Source organism: Corallococcus sp. RDP092CA (assembly GCF_041903675.1).
GTDB lineage: Bacteria > Myxococcota > Myxococcia > Myxococcales > Myxococcaceae > Corallococcus.
Window position 1 is genome coordinate 1 of the sequence record NZ_JAYESI010000108.1, and the last position, 702, is coordinate 702.

Here is a 702-nt window from a genome sequence, read left to right on the forward strand (position 1 = left end):
TCAGGGCCAGCTCCACGGTCCGGCGAAGCAACTGCACGCCGAGGCGCCAGTCCGCGTCCAGGCGGCCCCAGCTGAAGGCCTCCACGCCCACCGTCATGCGAAGGTGACGGTGCAGCACCTCGTCCAGGAGTTCCGCGTCCCAGGCCACCGAGGCCTCCGTCTGCACGGAGTACCCGTCCGGGAAGGGCGCCTCCGCCAGCGGCAGCCCGGAGGTGCCCGCCGCCTGGAAGCGCGCCAACTCGTAGTCCGCGCCGAAGAAGCCCTGACGGAAGCCACCGTGTTGCCGGCGCACCTCCAGCCGCGCCAGCAAGTCCAATTGCGGCGTCACCACGTCCAGGCCGATGCCCGCCACCGCGCCCCAGGCCCCACCTTCCCCCGGGCGCCCGCCCCACCCGGCGACGACGTGCACCTCGCGGCCCTTGCGCAGCCACAGCACCGCCGTGCCGTCCAGGTGCGCCAGCAGCGGCCGGCGCGACGTCTCGGACACCCGCGCGAAGTCGTGGGCGACGGACAGCGACAGCGTGTAGTGCTTGCGCTTGCGCGGCTTGCCGAAGAGGACGTGCTGCACGTCCACCTCCACCTCCGCCGCCATGAGGCGCGCGGCCAGCACGTCCGAGGCGAAGCCCTCCACGTACAGCGGGCCCGCCATGGCCGTGAGGAGGGCGCCCGCTGGGTGGTAGTCCGGATTCGTCAGGTTGGAGT

Annotated in this window: 1 pseudogene; it reads right to left on the reverse strand. The window is 72.9% G+C overall.

The features are described from left to right. Positions 1-702: pseudogene (locus tag U8525_RS34375) on the reverse strand (hypothetical protein); the annotation flags it as partial.